The 20,163-nt window shown below is 65.3% G+C and carries 18 protein-coding genes and 1 tRNA gene; 4 read left to right on the plus strand and 15 right to left on the minus strand.

Going from position 1 to position 20,163, the window contains the following annotated elements:
* Window positions 1–34: 34 nt before the first annotated feature.
* From AC1RCS_RS04895 to AC1RCS_RS04920, 6 genes are all read right to left on the minus strand, one after another.
* Window positions 35–1,438, minus strand: coding sequence for an amidase (locus AC1RCS_RS04895; RefSeq protein ID WP_492244446.1), 1,404 nt, complete (start codon window positions 1,436–1,438; stop codon window positions 35–37).
* A 261-nt stretch (window positions 1,439–1,699) separates the two neighbouring features.
* Complete coding sequence (locus AC1RCS_RS04900; protein ID WP_218341525.1) at window positions 1,700–3,190, minus strand: ABC transporter substrate-binding protein; 1,491 nt, start codon at window positions 3,188–3,190, stop codon at window positions 1,700–1,702.
* 103 nt (window positions 3,191–3,293) lie between these two features.
* Window positions 3,294–4,169: an ATP-binding cassette domain-containing protein gene (locus AC1RCS_RS04905; RefSeq protein WP_218293520.1), complete on the minus strand. Its 876-nt coding sequence runs from the start codon at window positions 4,167–4,169 to the stop codon at window positions 3,294–3,296.
* Complete coding sequence (locus AC1RCS_RS04910; protein ID WP_218341524.1) at window positions 4,166–5,203, minus strand: ABC transporter ATP-binding protein; 1,038 nt, start codon at window positions 5,201–5,203, stop codon at window positions 4,166–4,168. Before AC1RCS_RS04910 ends, AC1RCS_RS04905 begins: the two co-directional genes overlap by 4 nt.
* 30 nt (window positions 5,204–5,233) lie before the next feature.
* Entirely contained in the window at window positions 5,234–6,112 is an 879-nt protein-coding gene (locus AC1RCS_RS04915) for an ABC transporter permease (protein WP_218293522.1), read from the minus strand.
* 5 nt (window positions 6,113–6,117) lie between these two features.
* A complete protein-coding gene (locus AC1RCS_RS04920) occupies window positions 6,118–7,080 on the minus strand; it encodes an ABC transporter permease (RefSeq protein WP_218293523.1) in 963 nt (320 codons plus the stop codon).
* 209 nt (window positions 7,081–7,289) lie between these two features.
* Here AC1RCS_RS04920 and AC1RCS_RS04925 point away from each other — a divergent pair, with 209 nt between their 5' ends.
* A complete protein-coding gene (locus tag AC1RCS_RS04925; RefSeq protein ID WP_218293524.1) occupies window positions 7,290–7,547 on the plus strand; it encodes a YfhL family 4Fe-4S dicluster ferredoxin in 258 nt (85 codons plus the stop codon).
* 107 nt (window positions 7,548–7,654) lie between these two features.
* Here the strand turns inward: AC1RCS_RS04925 and pth are convergent, their stop codons facing one another.
* From pth to AC1RCS_RS04960, 7 genes are all read right to left on the minus strand, one after another.
* Window positions 7,655–8,263: an aminoacyl-tRNA hydrolase gene (gene pth / locus AC1RCS_RS04930; protein WP_218293525.1), complete on the minus strand. Its 609-nt coding sequence runs from the start codon at window positions 8,261–8,263 to the stop codon at window positions 7,655–7,657.
* A 218-nt stretch (window positions 8,264–8,481) separates the two neighbouring features.
* The gene (locus AC1RCS_RS04935) at window positions 8,482–9,117 is read right to left on the minus strand and encodes a 50S ribosomal protein L25/general stress protein Ctc (protein WP_218293526.1); all 636 of its coding nucleotides are present in this window, start codon (window positions 9,115–9,117) and stop codon (window positions 8,482–8,484) included.
* A gap of 162 nt (window positions 9,118–9,279) precedes the next feature.
* Window positions 9,280–10,254: a ribose-phosphate pyrophosphokinase gene (locus AC1RCS_RS04940; RefSeq protein ID WP_218293527.1), complete on the minus strand. Its 975-nt coding sequence runs from the start codon at window positions 10,252–10,254 to the stop codon at window positions 9,280–9,282.
* 47 nt (window positions 10,255–10,301) lie between these two features.
* Window positions 10,302–10,378, minus strand: a tRNA-Gln gene (locus tag AC1RCS_RS04945).
* 30 nt (window positions 10,379–10,408) lie between these two features.
* Window positions 10,409–11,266, minus strand: a complete 858-nt coding sequence (gene ispE / locus AC1RCS_RS04950) for a 4-(cytidine 5'-diphospho)-2-C-methyl-D-erythritol kinase (RefSeq protein ID WP_369641683.1) — start codon at window positions 11,264–11,266, stop codon at window positions 10,409–10,411.
* A 33-nt stretch (window positions 11,267–11,299) separates the two neighbouring features.
* On the minus strand, window positions 11,300–11,716 hold the full coding sequence (locus AC1RCS_RS04955; RefSeq protein WP_370628118.1) for a lipoprotein insertase outer membrane protein LolB: 417 nt from the start codon (window positions 11,714–11,716) through the stop codon (window positions 11,300–11,302).
* A 119-nt stretch (window positions 11,717–11,835) separates the two neighbouring features.
* On the minus strand, window positions 11,836–13,614 hold the full coding sequence (locus AC1RCS_RS04960; protein ID WP_492244447.1) for a tetratricopeptide repeat protein: 1,779 nt from the start codon (window positions 13,612–13,614) through the stop codon (window positions 11,836–11,838).
* Between the two features lie 29 nt (window positions 13,615–13,643).
* Between AC1RCS_RS04960 and mutM the strand changes: the two genes are divergently transcribed.
* From mutM to mutY, 3 genes are all read left to right on the plus strand, one after another.
* Complete coding sequence (mutM, locus tag AC1RCS_RS04965; protein ID WP_218341520.1) at window positions 13,644–14,459, plus strand: bifunctional DNA-formamidopyrimidine glycosylase/DNA-(apurinic or apyrimidinic site) lyase; 816 nt, start codon at window positions 13,644–13,646, stop codon at window positions 14,457–14,459.
* Between the two features lie 107 nt (window positions 14,460–14,566).
* A complete protein-coding gene (locus tag AC1RCS_RS04970; RefSeq protein ID WP_218293532.1) occupies window positions 14,567–16,531 on the plus strand; it encodes a dynamin family protein in 1,965 nt (654 codons plus the stop codon).
* Window positions 16,528–17,598, plus strand: coding sequence for an A/G-specific adenine glycosylase (gene mutY, locus AC1RCS_RS04975; protein ID WP_369641685.1), 1,071 nt, complete (start codon window positions 16,528–16,530; stop codon window positions 17,596–17,598). Before AC1RCS_RS04970 ends, mutY begins: the two co-directional genes overlap by 4 nt.
* A gap of 30 nt (window positions 17,599–17,628) precedes the next feature.
* Here the strand turns inward: mutY and rapZ are convergent, their stop codons facing one another.
* Both rapZ and recN read right to left on the minus strand, forming a co-directional pair.
* Window positions 17,629–18,492: an RNase adapter RapZ gene (gene rapZ / locus AC1RCS_RS04980; RefSeq protein WP_218293534.1), complete on the minus strand. Its 864-nt coding sequence runs from the start codon at window positions 18,490–18,492 to the stop codon at window positions 17,629–17,631.
* Window positions 18,492–20,162, minus strand: coding sequence for a DNA repair protein RecN (gene recN, locus AC1RCS_RS04985; RefSeq protein WP_492244448.1), 1,671 nt, complete (start codon window positions 20,160–20,162; stop codon window positions 18,492–18,494). Before recN ends, rapZ begins: the two co-directional genes overlap by 1 nt.
* Between the last annotated feature and the right edge of the window lies 1 nt (window position 20,163).

Consider the following 20,163-nt stretch of genomic DNA (forward strand, 5'->3'; position numbering starts at 1 on the left):
GGTTACCAACATCCACCCCGCCGGGCCCTCGGGGTTAAGCCGCAGGCGGCAGCGGCCAGGCCTTTTGCGGCTCGCGGATCAGCTCGAACGCATGGGCCACCTGCAGCACGCCCAGGTCGTCGAAGCGCGCGCCGGCGATCTGCAGGCCGATGGGCAGGCCGCTGGCGGTGTAGCCGCAGTTGACCGAGGCCGCCGGCTGTTCGGACATGTTGAACGGCACGGTGAAGCCGATGTGCTCGAGCGGGCGCAGCGGGTCGTTGGTGGGCGAGGGCAGTTCGGCCTGGAAGGCGGCCATCGGCGCCACGGGCGAGATCACGTAGTCGAACGCGCTGCAGGCCTTGACCGTATTCACGCGCGTGAGGTGGAACTGGTGGCTGGCGTTGAAGACCTCGGTGCCGCTCATGCTGGCGGCGCTGTCGGCCCAGGTGCGGATATAGGGCAGCACCTTGTCGCGCTGCTGCGCGGGCAGGGCCTTCAGGTCGATGTGGGAGCGCATGCGCCAGAAGTGGTCCATGCCGTCGAGCATGGCCTGGGTCATGAAGGGCAGCATGGGCACGATGGTGGCGCCAGCGGCCTCCATCAGGCGGGCTGCGCGTTCCACGGCGGCCTTCACTTCGGGTTCCACCGGCAGGCCGCAGCCCGCGTCCAGCAGCAGGCCGATGCGCAGGCCGCGCAGGCGCTCCACGCCCTTGTTGAACTGGCTCCAGGCGATGTCCTGCGCTGGCAGGCTCATGCTGTCGCGCGCGTCCGGCTGGCTGAGTACCTGCATCATCAGCGCGGCGTCGGCCACCGTGCGGGTCATGGGGCCGGCGGCACGGCCGGTGTAGGGCGGGTCGATCGGGATGCGGCCCAGGCTGGGCTTCAGGCTGAAGATGCCGCACCAGCTGGCGGGCAGGCGCAGCGAGCCGCCGATGTCGGTGCCGATGTGCAGCGGCCCGTAGCCCGCCGCAGCGGCGGCACCGCCACCGGCGCTGGAGCCGCCCGGGCCCTTGCTCACGTCCCAGGGGTTGCGCGACAGTGGGTGGAAGGTCGACAGGCCCGAGGACAGCATGCCGTAGTCGGGCATGGTGGTCTTGGCCACGATGACGGCACCGGCCTCGCGCATGCGGGCGGCGGGCGGCGCATCGGCGGCGGCGGGCACGAGTTCGACAGCGGCGGTGCCCAGGGGGGTCGGGTCGCCTTGCGTCGAGATGTTTTCCTTGATGGTGCTGGGCACGCCGTCGAGCGCGCCCTTGGGCTCGCCACGCAGCCAGCGCGCTTCCGATTCGCGGGCCTGCGCCAGGGCGGCCTCGGGCCGCAGCAGGTAGGTCGCCTGTATGTGGGGCTCCCAGCGCCCGATGTGGGCCAGCACGGCCTGCGTGACCTCGACGGGCGAGAGGCGGCGCGCGCGGTAGGCGGCCAGGAGGTCGTGGGCGGGCAGGTCGTGCAGGGCGGTCATGGTAGAGAGATTTTTGATAAAAAAGGCTGATAACGCTTATGGATAAAGCGCTAGCAGCTATTGTTTCAGGAGCTATCTGCTCCCGAGCGTTTCAGCTATTCATTGCTCGGCGCGCCACCCACAGCCTCTGAAAAGGGCACGGCCCAGGCGCGGGCAGCCGAGCAAGGGCCGCCCCGCAGCGAGGGCTGCGTCCCCCTGCCCACATCGCGCAGCGATGTGAGAGCGGGGGGAAGGCCCGCAGGGCCTCAGGGGGGTGTCTCATCAACTCCAGGACAGCGTGGAGATGTCGTTCACGAACACGGGCATGTCTTTCCACAGGCCCTTGAGGTTCTTGTTGGCCACCGTGATCCACTGGTTGGAGTACAGGAACGCGTGCACCGCATCGTTGGCCAGCAGGCGCTGCGCGTCGCCCAGCAGGCGTGCGCGGTCAGCGGGGCGCGGGGCGTTCTTGATCTGGTTGAACAGCTCGTTGAACTTGGGCGAGTTGTAGGCCCAGTAGTAGTCGGGCTTGGCGAAGTTGCCCAGGTCGAACGGTTCCACGTGCGAGATGATGGTCAGGTCGTAGTTCTTGCTGCCGTAGGTGCCGGACAGCCACTGCGCCCATTCCACGTTCTGGATCTTGGCGATGATGCCGACCTTGGCCAGCTGGGCGGCGACCACCTCGCCGCCCTGGCGGGCGTAGGGCGTGGGCGGTAGCGTCAGGGTCAGCTCCAGCGGTGTCTTGATGCCGGCCTCGGCCAGCAGCTTCTTGGCCTTCTCGGGGTCGTAGGGGTTCACGCCCGTGGTGTCCACGTAGCCGAACGCGCCGGGCACGTAGTGGCTGCCGATGGGCGCGCCATAGCCGTCGCCCGCACCTTCGATCACGGCCTTGCGGTCCACGGCGGCGGCGATGGCGCGGCGCACGCGCACGTCGTCCAGCGGCTTCTTGCCGTTGTTGATCGCCAGGATGGTCTTGGCGCGCGAGCCGCTCACCACCACCTGGAACTTGGGGTTGCCCTTGAACTGCGGCACGCTGCGGGGCGTGACGCGCGGGAACGCATCCACGTCGCCGGCCAGCAGGGCGGCCACCTGGGCGGCGGGGTCGGAGATGAAGCGGAACGTGGCGCGCTTGATCTTGAGCGCCTTGGCATCGCGAAAGCCCTCCCAGGCCGTCAGCACCACGGAGGAACCCTTGTTCCAGGCCTGCAGCTGGTAGGGGCCGGTGCCCACGGGCTTGTTCGCGTTGGTGTCGGCGCTCTTGGGCTCCACGATGATGGAGGTGGCTTGGCCCAGCACGAACAGCAGGTCGGGGTCGATGTCCTTGTTGAGCAGCACGACGGTGTAGTCGTCCACCACCTGCGTGGTGAGGTTGGCGAAGGTGCGCTTGTCCTTGTTGGTGCTCTTTTCGCCGCCGGCGCGGTCGTACGAGAACTTCACCACGGCCGCGTTGAAGGGCTCGCCGTTCTGGAACTTCACGCCCCGGCGCAGCTTGAAGGTGTAGGTCTTGAGGTCGGGCGAGACCTCCCAGCTCTCGGCCAGCAGCGGCGACACGCTGCCGTCGGCGTTGATCTTGGTGAGCGTCTCGAAGATGTTGTACTGCACGATCTCGGCGATGGCCGATGCGGCGCCGGCCGTGGGGTCCAGGCCCGGGGGTTCGAGCGTCATGGCCAGCACCACGGCGTCTTTGCGGCCCTGCGCCAGGGCGCCGAGCGAGGTGGACAGGGGCACGGCGGCGATGGCGCCAGTGGCTAGGACGGTACGGCGGTTCAGCATGTTCGGACTCTCCAGACAAAAAAACCAGACGAAAGCCCCGGTGTCATTTCAATTTGTTACCGGGGAGCACAAAAGCTTTTTACACCATCGCGTGCGCATTTGGTTATGCGGTTTTTGCGGTGGCCGTGGCAGCGGCCGCCGCGGCGCGGCGTGCGCGCGCCCGGCCGGGCTGCACCTGCGGCACGGCGCCCACCAGCGACTGGGTGTAGGGGTGCTGCGCGTTGCGGAACAGTTCAGCCGGAGAGCCGCGTTCGACGATGCGGCCCTGGTACAGCACCACGACTTCATCGCACAGATGGTTGACCACCGCCAGGTCGTGGCTGATGAGCATGTACGTGATGCCGAACTCCTGCTGCAGGTCCTGCATGAGGTTCAGCACCTGGGCCTGCACGGACACGTCGAGCGCGCTCACGGGCTCGTCGGCGACGATGAGGCGCGGGCGCGTGATGAGCGCGCGCGCGATGGCGATGCGCTGGCGCTGCCCGCCCGAGAATTCATGCGGGTACTTGGAGAGGTCGTTGGTGCGCAGGCCCACCTGGGCCAGCACCTGGCCGGCCTGCTCGCGCTGGGCGGCGCGGCTGGTTTCACCCTGGGCCTGCAGGGGCTCGGTCACGATGCGCTCCACCGTCTGGCGCGGATCGAGCGAGCCGTAGGGGTCCTGGAAGACCATCTGGAAGTCGCGCCGCGCGTGGCGCAGCTGCTCTGCGGGCAACTGGTGCAGGTTGCGGCCCTGCAGCTCGACGGTGCCGGAGGTCGGTGTGTCCAGCGCCATCACCAGGCGGGCCAGGGTGGATTTGCCCGAGCCCGATTCGCCGACGATGCCCAGGCTGCGGCCTGCAGCCACCGAAAAGCTCACGCCGTTGAGTGCATGCACCTTCCCCGGGGGCTGGAACAGATGTTCCCGCGGCAGCGTGTATTCACGCACCAGGTCTTTCACCTGCAGCAGGGGGGCGTTGGAAAGGGACGCCAGGGGGGTCATGCGGTCACCTCGACAATGTTCACCGCCTGGGCACTCTGGGCCTCGGCGATGGCTTCGCGGCGCAGGCAGCGCACCTCGTGGTCGCCATCGGCATCGGTGGCCACCAGCGTGGCTTCGGGCCGATCGTGGTGGCAGGCATCCACGGTGTAGCTGCAGCGCCCGGCGAAAGGGCAGCCGGCCGGCAGGTCCACGAGCTCCGGCACGGTGCCGGGGATGGTGGACAGGCGCGGGCGCTGGCCGGGTGCATGCACGGCGCCCAGATGGGGCCGTGCCGCGAACAGTCCGCGTGTGTAGGGGTGGGCCATGGCGGAGAAGACGGAAGCGGTGGAGCCGCTCTCGACCACGCTGCCGCCATACATCACCATCATTCGGTCCACGTTCTGCGAGATCACGCCGAGGTCGTGCGAGATGAGGATCAGCGCCATGTTGCGCTCGGCCACGAGGTCGCTGATGAGGTCCAGGATCTGCTGCTGGATGGTCACGTCCAGCGCGGTGGTGGGCTCGTCGGCGATCAGCAGGTCGGGCCCGCAGGCCAAGGCCATCGCAATGGTGATGCGCTGGCGCTGGCCGCCCGAGAACTGGTGGGGGTAGGCATCGAAGCGCTGCGCGGCGTGGGGGATGCCCACGCGGTCGAGCAGCGCCAGGGCCTCCGCGCGCGCGGCCGAAGCGCTCATGCCACGGTGCAGACGCAAGGGCTCGGCCACCTGGCGGCCAATGGTGTGCACGGGGTTCAGGGCTGTCATGGGCTCCTGGAACACCATGCCGATGCGGTTGCCGCGCATCTTGCACATCTGCGCATCGGTGCGGCCCACCAGCTCCTGGCCATCAAAGCGGATGCTGCCCGTGACCTGCGCGCTGTCGGGCAGCAGGCCCATGAGCGACATGGCGGTGATGGACTTGCCGCAGCCCGACTCGCCGATCAGGCCCAGGGTTTCTCCGCGCGCCAGCGAAAAGCTCACGCCGCGCACGGCGTCGGCGGGGCCTCGGTGCGTCTGCAGGCGGATGCGGAGGTTGGAGACTTCTAACAGAGACATCGTGGGATTCTGGTGGTCTGCTTGGCGGGATCAGCGCTTGCGTGAAAGGCGGGGGTCGAGCAGGTCGCGCAGGCCGTCGCCCAGCAGGTTCAGGCCCAGCACGGCCAGCGCGATGGCAACGCCGGGCCACACGGCCAGCAGCGGCGCCTGGAACATCAGGGTCTGTGCCTCGCTGAGCATGCGGCCCCACGAAGGCTGGGGTGGCTGCGTGCCCAGGCCCAGGTAGGAGAGGGCGGCTTCCGCCAGGATGGCGATGGCGAACTGGATGGTGGCCTGCACGATGAGCACCGACAGGATGTTGGGCAGCACGTGCTCGAGGGTGATGCGCCAGCCGCCCTTGCCGCAGGCGCGCGAGGCCATGATGTATTCGCGCGACCACACGGCGTTGGCCGAGGCGCGCGTGACGCGCGCGAAGGTGGGGATGTTGAAGATGCCGATGGCGATGATGGAATTGACGATGCCCGCCCCGAACACCGCCGTCATCATGATGGCCGAGAGGATGGCGGGGAACGCGAACGTGAAGTCCGCCAGCCGCATGATCAGTTCTTCCACCCAGCCGCGCTTGGCGGCGGCCAGCAGGCCCAGGGCCGTGCCGATGGTCAGGCCGATGCCCACGGCGATCACGCCCACCAGGATGGAGTTGCGCGCGCCCACCAGCAGCAGCGAGGCTACGTCGCGGCCAAAGGCATCGGTGCCCAGCCAGTGGGTGCCGGATGGACTCGCCAGCTTGTTGGCCAAGTCCATCTCGTAGGGCGACCAGGGCGTCCAGACGAAGGAGAGCAGCGCAGCAAGGATCAGCAGCGCTGACAGCACAGCACCAATGACAAAACTGCGGTGGCGCAGGGCGCGGTGCAGCCAGCCGGGGGCGGAGGGCGTGGAAGAGGAGGGGGTGGACACGGCGGCGCTCATGGGAATCAGATGTCGGAAGCCTTCACGCGGGGGTCGATCACGGCGTAGAGGATGTCCACCACGAAGTTCACGATCACCACCATGGCCGCGAGCAGCATCACGCAGTTGCGCACCACGATCAGGTCGCGGTTGGAAATCGACTGGAAGATCAGGCGCCCCAGGCCTGGCAGGTAGAACACGTTCTCCACCACGATGGTGCCGGCCAGCAGGTTGGCGAACTGCAGGCCCATGACGGTGACCACGGGGATCATGGCGTTGCGCAGCACGTGGCCCCAGAGCGCGGCGCGCTGCGACAGGCCCTTGGCGCGCGCGGTGCGCACGAAGTCCTCGCGCAGCACCTCCAGCACGGCCGAGCGCGTGATGCGCGCGAGGATGGCCGCCTGCACCACGGCCAGCGCGATGGCCGGCAGCAGCAGCGCCTTGAGGGCTTCCAGCGGGCCGCCGCCGGCGTCCTCCGTCCAGCCGGGGAAGCCGCCGGCGGAAAACCATTGCAGCTTCACGGAGAACAGCAGGATCAGCAGGATGGCGAACCAGAAGTTGGGAATGGCGATGCCGATCTGCGCCAGCCCCATCACGCCCACATCGCCGAGCTTGTTATGGCGCGCGGCGGCGTAGACACCCGCCGCGAGCGCCAGCACCGTGGTGATGACCATGGCCATGAGGGCCAGCGGCACGGTCAGGGCCAGGCGCTCCAGCACCAGATCGAGAACCGGGGAGCTGTAGGCATAGCTGTCGCCCATGTTGCCCACCACCAGGCCGCTGACCCAGTTCCAGTAGCGCAGGCCGGCGGGCTGATCCAGCCCCAGCTTGGCCGCCAGCGCGGCCACGGCATCGGGAGAGGCGTCGGGGCCCATCAGGATCTGGGCGGCGTTGCCCGGCAGGATCTCTAGCACCAGGAACACCACGACCGAAGCACCGATCAGCGTGGCCAGGAGGGTGATGAATCGCTTGAGGAAAAACAGGCCCATGGGAGGGTGGCGTCAGGAAAAAGGAGGAAGGCGCGAGTGCGTCAAATTAATGTGTATACACAGCATAACGGTAAAAACATCCCCGTCGGCGGTGGTGGGTTGCAGTGTCGCATGCAAGGCACATGCCACCATCGCGGGATAATACGGAGCATGAACTGCGCTGCGTACCTTCTGGCCCCTGCTTCCGGCTCCATGCCCAGGGAGGCCGCATGGCGCTGATGATCACCGACGAGTGCATCAACTGCGATGTCTGCGAGCCCGAATGCCCCAACCAGGCGATCTACCTGGGGCAGGAGATCTACGAGATCGACCCGAGCAAATGCACCGAATGCGTGGGGCACTTCGATGAGCCCCAGTGTGTGCAGGTCTGCCCCGTCGCGTGCATCCCCGTGAACCCGCAGCACGTGGAGAACCGGGAAACCCTGTGGCAGAAATTCCAGCGGCTGCAGGCTGCGCCGCCGGCCTGATTTCAAGCCTTGGAGGCGGTAAGCGCTTGTGTATCAAGCGCAGGATGCTATGAAATAAATAGCAATGACTGCCATGCCCTGTGGGCAGGGCCACGCCGGCAGGGGGGTCAGTCTTCCGCGGGACGGGGTGGCTTGGGGCGTGGCGGCTTGGTGGTGTGGATGAGCAAGGTGGCCTTGTCCATCTCCCCCGCCAGCATGGCCGGGTAGGCCTTCAGGGAATGGGCGATGCTGTCCTCGATCAGCGTGCGCTGGTCGGGCGAGGGTTTCTTGAGCACCCAGTTGGCGACTTCACTTTTCACGCCCGGATGGCCGATGCCCACGCGCAGGCGCCAGTAGTCGGGCGAGCCCAGCTGGCCGTGGATGTCGCGCAGCCCGTTGTGCCCGGCATGGCTTCCGCCGCGCTTGAGCTTGACCTGCCCGGGCGGAATGTCCAGTTCGTCATGCACCACCAGGATTTCTTCGGGCTGGATCTTGAAGAAGCGCGCCAGCGAAGCGACGGACTTGCCCGAGAGGTTCATGAAGGTCTGCGGCTCCAGCAGCCACACGCTCTGTCCATGCACCGTGGTGCGCGCGACCAGCCCGTGGTAGCTGCGCTCGGGCACCAGCGTGGCCTTGAGCTCCCGCGCCAGGGCATCGATCCACCAGAAACCGGCGTTGTGGCGGGTGGCCTCGTAGTCTGGCCCGGGGTTTCCAAGGCCTACAAACAGCTTGATCATGGGCGGGATTATCCGTGTGCGGCGGTGGTGCGAACTGCAAGGGGTGCGGAGCGGCTCCGCCGGGGAAGGGGGGCTCGCCCGGCGGCGGGACGGGGTCCGCCAGGCCGCGTCTTCCAATGAAAACGGCCCACGCAGGGTGGGCCGTTTCGGTGGCCAGCGTCGCCGGAGCGCGCTGGCCTTGGGGAAGAAGCAAAGGGTCGTCCGTGAAGGACGGCTGATTACTTCTTGCCCTTGCCCTTGCCCTTGGCGTCGGCCGCGGGGGCTGCTTCGGCAGGGGTCTCGACGACCACGACCGGAGGCACCACGGACACCAGAACGGGGTTGTTGTTCTGGCCACCACGGACCTTGGCCACCACGCCCTTGGGCAGCTTGATGTCCTTCAGGTGCAGGGATGCGCCCTTTTCCAGCTTGGACAGGTCCACAGCGATGAACTCTGGCAGGTCCGAAGGCATGCAGGTCACGTCCAGTTCGTTCACGATCGGGTTGACCATGCACTTGTCGACCTTGACGGCGTTGGACTCTTCAGCGCCGCTGTAGTGCAGTGGCACCTTCATGTGCAGCTTGGTCTTTTCGTCCACGCGCTGGAAGTCGATGTGCAGGACGAGCTGCTTGTAGGGGTGGTATTGCACGTCGCGCAGCAGGACCTTGGAGGTCGTGCCGGCCACTTCCATGTCCAGCACGCTGGAGTGGAAAGCTTCCTTCTTGAGGGCGTGCCACAGTGCGTTGTGGTCCACCTCGATGAGTTGGGGTTCGGTGGTGCCACCGTAGACGATGCCAGGCGTCTTGCCCGAATTGCGCAGACGGCGGCTCGCACCCGTACCTTGCTTGGCGCGCTCAAAAGCGACGAAGTTCATAACTAGCTCCTGAAAAGGACAGACCGCGACCAGTCTTGCCCTGTTGAAAAAAGCCTGCGGTGCCATTCCTGGCGGCAGGCCCATGCAATGCCCTCGAACAGGCAAGCCTCCCGAAGGAGGCCTGCACGCAATCCGGTCCGCAACGCTCCCGTGGGAAGCGCGTCAGAACAGGTTGTCCTGGTCCGAGAACAGACTCATCACCGACTCACCCTTGGCAATGCGCTGTATCGTCTCTGCGATCAGCGGTGCCACGGAGAGCTGGCGAATCTTGGTGCATCCCCGGGCGTTGTCGCTCAAGGGGATGGTGTTGGTCACCACCACTTCGTCGAGGGCGGAACCCTTGGCGATGCGTTCGATGGCAGGACCCGAAAAAATGGGGTGCGTGCAGTAGGCGTACACTTTCTTGGCGCCACGCTCCTTGAGCACTTCGGCCGCCTTCACCAGCGTGCCGGCGGTATCGATCATGTCGTCCATGATCACGCAGTTGCGGCCTTCGATCTCGCCGATCACGTGCATGACTTCCGACACGTTGGCCTTGGGGCGGCGCTTGTCGATGATGGCCAGGTCGCAGTTGAGCTGCTTGGCGAGCGCACGCGCCCGCACGACGCCACCCACGTCGGGCGAAACCACGATCAGGTCTTCGTAGTTCTTCTGGCGCAGGTCACCCAGCAGCACGGGCGATGCGTAGATGTTGTCCACGGGGATATCGAAGAAACCCTGGATCTGGTCGGCATGCAGGTCCATGGTCAGAACCCGGGCAACACCCACGGCCTGCAGCATGTTGGCCACCACCTTGGCGGTGATCGGCACGCGCGTGGAACGCGGGCGGCGATCCTGGCGGGCATAGCCGAAGTAGGGGATCACGGCGCTGATCCGCTCTGCCGACGCGCGCTTGAGCGCATCGACCATGATCAGCAGTTCCATCAGGTTTTCGTTGGTCGGCGCGCAGGTGGACTGCACCACGAAAACATCCCGTGCACGCACGTTCTGTTTGATTTCTACGGTGACTTCGCCGTCGGAGAAGCGACCCACGTCGGCTGCACCGAGGGTGGTGCCGAGGTGTTGGGCGATTTCAGCTGCCATGCCAGGATTGGCATTGCCGGTGAAAACCATGAAGTCGGGGTGGTTGGCTTGCATGAGCGTCCCAGCAGTCTGAAAAAAAAGCCCGTACGCGAAAAGAAATTTGGCAGGGGAAGAAGGATTCGAACCTTCGCATGCCGGAATCAAAATCCGGTGCCTTAACCAGCTTGGCGACTCCCCTACACAGGTCAACTGCCGAAGGCAGCGAACCTTAATTCTCGTCTGATGCCCAGCCTGCCAGAGGATGGATCATCAGATTTTCACATGCCTTGATCTGCCAGCCCTCGGGGGCGCGGTCCAAATCAACTGCGTGTGACATTTGTGCAAACACCGCACTGCCTGAGCCTGTCATCCGGCCTTGCAACCCTCGCGACCTGAGCCATTCAATGGCTTCGGTGACTTCGGGACAGAGCGCCTGGGCAACGGGCTGCAAGTCGTTTCGACCGAAGTCAAAGTGTGCTGCAGCAAAGCCTAAGATTGTAGCACTATCTGAATCGCGTTTCAAACTTGGTGACGAAAAAATTGATTTTGTCTCCAAGCCTGCTGCGGGCTTCACGATGGCAAAGCGCGCTGGCGGCAGTTGGTGTGCTTTCTCAAGCGGCGTGATTGTCTCACCAATTCCTTCGACCCAGGCGTTGTGGCCGCGTAAAAAAAATGGAATGTCGGCACCCAGCGTCAATCCGATCTTTTCGAGTGCCGTGCGCGGCAGGTCCAGGCCCCACACCCGATTGAGGGCCAGCAAGGTGGTTGCGGCATCCGACGAGCCGCCGCCCATGCCCGCTTGCGAAGGCACGCTCTTCAAGACGCCGATGCGCGCGCCCTGGCGGCAGCCCGTGGCCTGCTGCAGGGCACGCGCCGCCTTGATGGTGAGGTCTATCTCCGGCAATGCGGGACCGATGTCTTCACGCGTGATCTCGCCTGACGCGCAGCGCTCGAAATGGAGCGTGTCGCACCAGTCGACCAGCATGAAGACCGACTGCAGCAGGTGGTAGCCGTCCGGGCGTCGGCCTGTGACGTGCAGAAAAAGGTTGAGCTTGGCCGGGGCCGGCACGTCATACAGGGCTTGCATGGCAACAAACGGTGCGCGAGGAGGGGATGCGGGCTAGCGGGTCAGGGCGATGCGCAAGGTGGCCTGTGGCACGGGGTCGTCCCGGTGCGCGACCAGCCGCCCCTGCTCCAGGGCGGAGAGGTCCGCTCTCCAGCCTGGCACCGTGGCTTGCACGCCCTTGAGCCAGCCAAACAGGGCCGCGACGGGGATGCGCGTGCCGGTCACATCCTGCAGCAGTGCATCCAGCGAATCGGAGGTGCGGGTCTCCTGCGCGCTGACGAGCTGCGCGTGCCCATCCTTCCAGTCCAGCTGCGCGATGCGGCTGCCCAGGGGGCTTATCAATGCAAGCCCCCCGCTCTGGGCATTGCCGCGCAGCTCGAACATGGCGGAAAACGACTGCGATGCCTGCCCATCGACTTGCAGGGCCAGGCGACCGCTCCATGCGTCTTCTTCAGGAGCGGTTTTTTGCATCGGCTGCGCACAACCGGCCAGCCACAACGCGCAGGCAAGCCATGCGAGCAACACGGCGAAACGCCGCAGACCTGCAAGGCCGACCATGGGGTGCAGCGGTGTCGTTTGCCAGCCCCGCATCAAAGGCTGACTCCGAGGCGCGCCAGTGTTTCCTTGAGGGTCTCGTTGTCGGGGCTCGCGCGCTGGCCTTCCTTCCAGACCCTGACGGCCGCTTCCCTGTCTCCCAGACTCCAGAGCACCTCGCCAAGGTGCGCGGCGATTTCCACGTCCGGACGCGCCTTGTACGCGGTTTCCAGGTGCCGCCGCGCTTCCGCCTTGTTCCCCATCCGGAATTCCACCCAGCCCAGGCTGTCCGTGATGAAGGGGTCCGACGGAGCGAACTCCATGGCCTTGAGAATCAGCTGCTTGGCTTCGTCCAGGCGCAAGCCTCGCTCCGCCAGGGAGTAGCCGAGCGCGTTGTACGCATGATGGTATTGGGGCTTTTGCGCGATGACCTGTCTCAGCAGCCGTTCCATCGTCTCGGGTTGGCCCGCTTTCTCCGCCAGCATGGCCTGGTCGTAGACCAGCTCCGCGTCATCGGGCGCCAGCGCCACGAGATCGCTCTGCACCGCGTAGGCCTCCTGGTACAGCCGCAGGTCGCGCAGCAATTGCACTTCGGCCAGCAGCTTCATCCGCTTGTCTTCGGCCGACGTACCGGGCAGGTTGCGCAGCAGCGCGCGCGCCTGGGCCACCTTGCCCTGACGCGCCAGCAGGGATGCGCGGCGGCTTTGCGCGCTGAAGACTTCATCGACATTGTCGATGCGTCCCAGCCATGCCTCGGCGGCCGCGAAATCCTGCTTCTTCTCTGCGATTTGCGCGTACAGCAAGTAGGCTTGCGTCAGCCCCTTCTGGCGCACGTCCGCATCCGGAGAGGCCGACACAAGTTCCATGAAGCGCTGCAGCGAACTCTCCGACGCGGGCAGGCGGTTGTCCTGGAATTGCAAGGTGGCGAGCACCAGCCATGCTTCCACCAGTGCGGGCTTGTCCCTGGTGACAAATTCCAGCTGATGGCTGGCGTCCGGATAGCGCTGCAAGCCCAGAAGCACCCGGGCATACGCCATCCTGAGCTCGGGGACCGGCTGCTTGGCGAGTGCCTGTGTCACCAAGGGTTCGGCCTCGGGGGTGTTCTCTTCCATCAACTCGAGCGCCAGCACGGCGGCAGCCTCGTTGGCGTTGTCCAGGGCCTGCGCCCTGCGCGCAGCGTCCAGCGCTCCCGGCTTGTCGCCAGCCGCCATGCGCAGGCGCCCCAGGGACACCCAGGCCACCGGTCCGGTGGCGGGGTGCGCGAGTTCGTCGACAAGGGCCGCTTCCACCACCTTGGCCGCCAGTGCCTTGTCACTCGCGCGCCCGTACATCTGGGGCAGTGCGGAAAGCGTGGACGCCTTGGCGCGGGGCGGGGACTGGGCAAGCTCCTGGCGCAGCAGATCGGGGGTTTCGCCAATCCGGTTCAGCGCAACCAGAATCTGGAGTACATAGCGGTTGGCTTCCCGTGACTGCGGCAGTGCTTCCTTCCACGCCTTGGCGGCTGCCAGCGCGTACTCGCCCGAGCGCGACTGCAGTGCGATGTCCGCTGCCCTCTGGTAAAGCTGTCCATCCGCGCTGCGGCGTGCCGCCTCGAGCATGAACGCGTAGCCGGCACCCGGGTCACCGGTCCGAGCACTGATCTCGCCCAGAAAAATCTCGTAAAACAATTCCGCATCCAGCGCCGGATTGGATGCCACGGGGGCTTCGCCGGTGGCGGGAGGGGCGTCGCCCCCCGGCTGTTGCGCCCATGCTGAGTGGGCAGCTACCGCTATAACGGTAGTCAATGCGGCGATCCGAAAACTGTGAAATGGCACCATCGGGTCATAATAATCCATGCCTGTTAACCCATTGCCGGGGTCTTCGTATGCCTGAGTTGCCCGAGGTGGAAGTGACGCGCCGCAGTTTGGCCGATGCCATCACTGGCGCCCGCATCGAGGCCGTCACACTGGGAAAACCCCTGCGCTGGCCCCTGGGTTGCCCCCCTCAGACCCTGATAGGCCAGCACGTGGTGGACCTGCGCCGTCGCGGCAAGTACCTGCTGGCCGATACCAGCAGCGGGGTCCTGCTCCTGCACCTCGGGATGTCCGGAAGCCTTCGGTTCACCCGAGGGTTGCCTGCGGCGGGCGTCCATGATCACTTCGACATGGTGACCAGCCAGGGAACGCTGCGGCTGCATGACCCCCGCCGGTTCGGTGCGGTGGTTTACGCCACGGGGGAGGAGGACCCGGTCGCTGCCAAGTTGCTCGGGGGATTGGGCATGGAGCCGCTGTCGGATGCGTTTTCTCTCGTGGCCTTCCAGTCGGGGCTGAAAAAGAGCCAGATGCCCATCAAGCAGTTGCTCCTGGCCGGCCGGCTTGTGGTGGGGGTCGGCAACATCTATGCCTCGGAAGTGCTTTTCCTGGCCGGCATCCGGCCGACCACGAGTGCTTCGCGCATTGGGCCCGCACGGGTGCGGAAACTGCATGAAGCCATTCGCGTGGTGCTTGCGCGGGCGGTGGAGCTGGGGGGCAGTACATTGCGCGACTTTTCCAATGCGGATGGCACCGCAGGGCACTTTCAGACCCAGGCAAATGTCTATGGGCGCGATGGAGCGCCGTGCCACGTGTGCGCCACTCCGATACGCGTTCTGCGCCAAGGACAGCGGAGCAGCTATTTTTGCCCGGCATGCCAGCGGCCCTGAGGCGAGCGGGGGCGCGGCCTGGCCCAAATGACAGCCCGTGGGCCGTCGATGCTATATTTTGTGTATATGCCTGCCTTGTAGGCCATACATAGATCTCTGGGAGCACAGTGGGACCTTCATTCAACGAGCAGTTCGACCAGCACGGCGTCTGGCGGCGTGAGTTCGCCCAGCAACTCAAGCGGCTGGCCGAGTGGATGTCTTCGCACGAGCTCATGGACGCTGCCGTGCAGGAACGGCTGCACCGTCTGGAGGAGCAGGTTCGCAGCGACAAGGTCATGGTGGCGTTCGTTGCCGAGTTCTCGCGCGGCAAATCCGAGTTGATCAACGCGATCTTCTTTGCCGACTATGGACGCCGCATCATGCCTGCGAGTGCGGGGCGCACCACCATGTGCCCCACGGAACTCGGCTACGACGCCAGCGTGGCGCCCAGCCTTCGGTTGCTGCCGATTGAAACCCGCCTGCAGATGCAGAGCCTGGCCGAGTGGAGGGTCAAAACGGATCGCTGGCAGGAGATTCCTCTGGACGTCGGCAACGCAGACCAGATTGCCAAGGCGCTCGAGAAAGTCGCCGAAGTGCGCAAGGTCAGCCTGGACAACGCGCGCGCACTGGGTTTCTGGCACGATGACCTGACCGATGAGAACCCCGTGCCCGACGCCCAGGGGCTCGTGGAAGTGCCCATGTGGCGCCACGCCATCATCAATATTCCGCACCCCTTGCTCAAGCAGGGGCTGGTGATCCTCGATACCCCAGGGCTGAACGCCGTGGGCGCGGAGCCCGAACTCACGGTCAATCTCATCCCGCAGGCACATGCGGTCGTTTTCATCCTGAGTGCCGACACCGGCGTGACCCGTTCCGACCTGTCCATCTGGCGCGAGCATCTGGCCATTTCAGCGGACAGCATGGATGCTCGGCTGGTGGTGTTGAACAAGATCGATACGCTGTGGGACACGCTCAACTCGGCCGAACAGGTGCAGGCGCAGATGGAGCGCCAGTGCAGCACTTCCGCGGAAATGCTGGGGGTTCCCCTGGAGAGGGTGGTCCCGGTGTCCGCGCAGAAAGGCCTGGTCGCCAAGATCACCGCCGACGATCTGCTGCTGGAAACCAGCGGACTGCCGGTGTTGGAAGAGGCTCTGGCCAAGGGCATCATGGGCCGGCGTCAGTCGATTTTGCGGGCGGCGGTGGCCAATGGCGTCGCCAGCCTGCGCACTGAAACCTCCCGCGTCATCAATATCCGGCGCCGCGATCTCGACGACCAGATGGCCGAGTTGCGCAGCCTCCGTGGCAAGAACGCATCGGTGATCGAATCGATGCGCCACCGCGTCGAGCAGGAGCAGCGCGAATTCGACCTGAGCACGACCAAGATACAGGCGGTGCGCGCTGTTCACCTCAAGCTTCTCCGTGACGTGTTCCAGCAACTGGGCGCCAAGGCGCTCAAGGCGGAACTCTCTGAACTGGCGCAGACGCTGCAACAGAAGGGGCTCAAGCTGGGGGTCAAGAAAATTTATGTCCAGACCTTCGACAAACTGCGCGGCACACTGGACAAGGCACAGGCATCGGGCACCGAGATCCAGGCCATGCTGGGTGGAACGTTCAGGCAACTCAATGCCGAGTTCGGTTTTTCCCTTCAAGTGCCTTCAGCCCCCCAGCTGGAGCATTTCACGCACGATCTGAACCAGATCGAACAAAGCCATCTGCAGTACCTCGGCATGGGCAATGCGCTGAAGCTGGCACAGCCCGAGTTCGCGGAACGCCTGGTGCGGGCCTTGGCCATGCGGCTGCGTACCGTGTACGAGTCCGCAGCGAACGATCTGGAACTGTGGAGCAAATCCGCCACCGCCCAGCTGGATGCCCAATTGCGTGAACGTCGCCGCAGTTTTGCGCGCCGCATCGAAGCCGTCGATCGCATACAGCATGCGGCCAGTGGCTTGGTGGAGCGCATCGCGGAAATAGAGTCGAGCGAGGACGAGCTGGTTCAGCTGGAGCACAGGCTGCAGGAACTGACCGCGAAGCTCATTGCCCTGCCGGGACTGGAATCCGCGACCACCGACAGCAGCCATCCTGTCTCGGCATGAGCGCCACGGAGCACGGGAGCGTGGCGGAGCGCGTGGTCGCATGGCAGTCGACGCACGGGCGCAACCATCTGCCCTGGCAGCAAACACGTGATCCGTATAGGGTCTGGCTGTCGGAAATCATGCTGCAGCAAACCCAGGTTGCCACGGTTCTCGACTACTACGCGCGTTTTCTTGCGCGTTTCCCCGATGTGAGGGCGCTGGCGCAGGCCGGGCAGGATGAAGTGATGGGGCTGTGGAGCGGGCTGGGCTACTACACCCGTGCCCGCAACCTGCATCGCTGCGCCCAGCAGGTGGTCGCCGAACATGGGGGCGTATTTCCCGACACTGCCGCGGTGCTGGCGACTTTGCCGGGGATTGGTCGGTCCACGGCGGGAGCGATCGCAGCCTTCTGTTTTTCTGAGCGAGTCCCCATTCTGGATGCCAATGTCCGCAGGGTGCTCACGCGCCTGCTGGGGTTCGACAAGGACCTGGCGTCGGCAGGAAATGAACGTCTGTTGTGGGAGGAGGCGCAGGCACTGCTCCCCAGGAAAAATCTGCATGCTGCCATGCCCCGCTACACGCAGGGGCTCATGGATCTGGGCGCCTCGGTCTGTACTCCAAAAATGCCGCGCTGCGGGCAGTGCCCCCTGGCAAGCGGCTGCGCAGCGTCCAGGGCCGGCGACGCGGAGCGTTATCCCGTCAAGACGCGCAGGCTGGTGCGCCGTTCAGAATCCTGGCAACTGCTCGTGCTTCGAAATCCCGGGGGCCGGGTTTGGTTGCAGCGTCGTCCGGCGGCTGGCATCTGGGCGGGAATGCACTGCGTTCCGGTATTTGCCGACGGTGCCTCTCTCATGGGCTGTGTCGCGTCTTTGGGCGATGCGTCCCGCATTTCCTGCAATGAGCTGCAGCCGTTTCTTCACGTGCTGACGCACAGGGATCTGCATCTTCATCCCGTTCTGGTCGCGGGGGACATTGCAGAGCGTCCCACGGAAGACGGCGGGTGGTTTGGTGCCGACGAATGGCACTCCATCGGCCTGCCGGCGCCTATCCGCAAGCTGCTTGATTCGACGCAGGCGCAGCTTTGGTGATGGGGGTGGGGGTGTGCGCGGTACCGCGCCTTACCGCCCATCCAGTTCCCGGTGCCTCTTCAGTGCGGTCCAGCGGCTGTTCAGAACCTCGGCGAGGCGCTCCACCAGATAGACCGAGCGATGCTGGCCACCGGTGCAGCCTATGGCCACGGTAACGTAGCTGCGGTGGTTGCGGTCAAGCATTTCCAGCCAGTGCGCAAGGAACTGCTCGATGTGCGCCTGCATCAACGAGACGTCGGGCTGCTGGCGCAGGAAGTGGGCAACAGGCTCGTCCAGCCCGGTCAGATCACGCAATGAGGGCTCATAGTGCGGATTGGGCAGCATCCGAACATCGAAGACGTAGTCCGCGTCCATCGGTATGCCGCGCTTGAACGCAAAGGATTGAAACACCAGGGTCATCTGCCCCCGGGCCGTGACGATCAAGCTCTTGACGTAGCTTTGCAGTTGCGAGGCCCGTATCGTGCTCGTGTCGATCACATGCGACTGCTCTCGTAGCTCGGCCAGCAGCTCGCGCTCCAGTTCGATGATCTGCACCAGCGCCTTGCGCCCCTGCTGGAGGTCGTCGTGCGACAGTGGGTGGCGTCGCCGTGTTTCCGAAAAGCGCCGCACCAGGGTGTCGATCGTTGCATCCAGAAAAATGGATTGCACCAGCACACCCTGGCTCCTGAGCCTATGGAGCTCCTGCGGCACCTGGTGCAAGGATGTGGCGCTGCGGACGTCCATTGCGATGGCAACGCGGTTCCCGTGGTGGCGGTGCTCCAGTGCTACGAAGGCCGGCAACAGTTCGGGCGGCAGGTTGTCCACGCAGTAGTACCCAGCGTCTTCCAGGGCATGCAGCGCCACGGATTTTCCGGAGCCCGACATGCCGGTGATGAGGACGATTTCGAGCGCCATCAGCCGTTTCCTTCCGAAGTTGCGGCAGCGATATCCAGCATTTCTCGTGCGTGGGCGAGTGTCGTGCCCGTGGAGCGTTCCCCTCCCAGCATGCGGGCGATCTCCGCGACACGTTGCTCCTCCTGAACCGCCAGGACGGTGCTGGTGGTGCCTTGTGGGCTCTTGCGCTTGGAAACCTTCAGGTGATGGTGGGCGCAGGCTGCCACCTGGGGCAGATGGGTGACTGCGAGCACCTGCCGGTTGCTGCCCAGTTGCTGCATGAGGCGTCCCACGGTTTCGGCCACCGCACCGCCGACACCGGAGTCCACTTCGTCAAAGATGAGCGTGGGCGCCATGCCCAATTCGCTGGTCGTCACCGAGATGGCAAGGGAGATGCGCGACAGCTCGCCCCCCGACGCCACTTTGCCGATGGGTTTGGGGGTCATGCCGGGATGGCCGGCCACGAGGAAGACGACGTCGTCGATGCCATGGGCTGAAGGCTCCTGCGCTTTGGTGACGGACACCTCGAATTTCCCTCCTTCCATGCCAAGGCCCTGCATGGCCAGCGTGATGGCCTGGGACAGCCGGGGAGCTGCCTTTGCGCGGCCCAGTGACAGAGACCGCGCCGATGCCTGGTAGGCCTTGGCGCTGGAGGCTTCCGCGGCCTGCAACTGCTCCAGATCGGTGGCCGCATCCAGGCGGCGCATGTCTTCCTTCCAGCCTGCGAGCAGGGCAGGCAGCTCTGCGGGAGTGCGCTTGTACCTGCGCGCCAGAGTCATCCAGAGCGATATGCGCGCGTCGAGTTCTGCCAGGCGCTGTGGGTCGATCTCCGCATGCCTCAAGTACAGCTGCAGCGAGTGCACGACATCGCTCGCCTGCGCGAGGCTGGAGGAGAGGATGTCCGCAAGATTGGCGAACTCGGGCTCAATATGTTCCTGGCTTTGCAGGAGGGCGTGCGCGCGCGAGAGCCCGGCGAGCGCCCCGACCTCGTCGTCCTGCAGGGTCTGGATCGCGCCCTCCGCGCCTTCCAACAGGGCCTGCGCGTGCGAGAGGCGCTTGTGCTGGGCGTCGAGCTCTTCCCATTCGCCATTGGCGGGGGCCAGCTTGTCCACCTCGCTGATCTGCCACTGCAGGCGCTCACGTTCCTGCTGCAGCGTGGCCTGCGCCTGGCGCGCCTGTTGCAGGGCCTTCTGGTCCGCACGCCATTGGGCCCAGCGTGCGGTGGTCTCTGCGGTGCGCACTCCTGCAAATGCGTCGAGCAGCCCGCGCACGGAGTCAGGCCGCGTGAGGCTCTGCCACGCATGCTGGCCATGAATGTCCAGGAGGCTGTTGCCCAGCATCCGCAGTTGAGCCGCAGTGGCGGGCGTTCCATTGATCCATGCCCGGCTTTTACCCTGCGCGTCCACGGTGCGGCGCAAGAGCAGCAGGTCATCGATGTCGAAGCCCGCTTCCTCCAGCCAGGGGTGAACATGGGCCGGGCAGTCGAATTCCGCACACAGGTCGGCCTTGTTTGCGCCCTCGCGAACCACGCCCGCATCCGAACGGGAGCCCAGCACCAATTGCAGGGCATCAATCAGGATCGACTTGCCGGCGCCGGTTTCTCCGGTCAGCACGGTGAAGCCGGAGCCCAGTTCAAGCTCCAGCGCCTGAACGATCACAAAATCACGCAGGGTGATCCGCCTGAGCGCCATG

This window comes from Acidovorax sp. GW823-FHT01C06, assembly GCF_058798375.1.